General features: G+C 37.7%; 1 pseudogene. It reads left to right on the top strand.

Going from position 1 to position 567, the window contains the following annotated elements:
- Positions 1 to 59: 59 nt before the first annotated feature.
- Positions 60 to 322 (top strand): annotated as a pseudogene (gene tnpA / locus AC1RNS_RS26465) (IS200/IS605 family transposase); the annotation flags it as partial.
- Positions 323 to 567: the final 245 nt, after the last annotated feature.

Raw genomic sequence — 567 nt, 5'->3', positions numbered from 1 at the left:
CCCCAGCCGTACAATGAATTCAGGTCTGGTCAACCGACTTCGTACGAAAGGGGATCCAAATGGATAATAAAAGTTTAGCACACACAACATGGAATTGTAAGTATCATATCGTCTTTGCGCCCAAATATAGAAGACAGATTATTTATGGACAAATCAAAGCAGACATAGGTAAAATTTTACGCCATTTATGTGAAAGAAAAGGAGTAGAAATTATAGAAGCAACCGCCTGCCCTGATCATATTCATATGTTGGTGAGTATTCCCCCAAACTAAGTGTTTCATCGTTTGTGGGTTATTTGAAAGGGAAAAGTAGTTTAATGATATCTTAAATTTATTCTCCCGAGAGAGGCTGGGACATAACTAGCTTCAATTCGTGAGAAATCCGACTTTGAATGAATTCAAAGTCGGATTTCTCGATCTTTTATGTTTTTCCAGATAGCTTTTAGCTAATGGCTGTGAATTTTCTTAAATTCACAGCCATTAATGCGAGACCCATCTCGTTTTCCACCTTCGATTTTCCTCGTACAGAAAATCGAGTGAAACGCAAATTAGCCTTCAAGAATCCAAA

The organism is Lysinibacillus sp. GW821-FHT14F06, from assembly GCF_058803665.1.
Note: the sequence above shows the minus strand (reverse complement) of the source record. Positions and strands in the feature narration are given on the sequence as shown.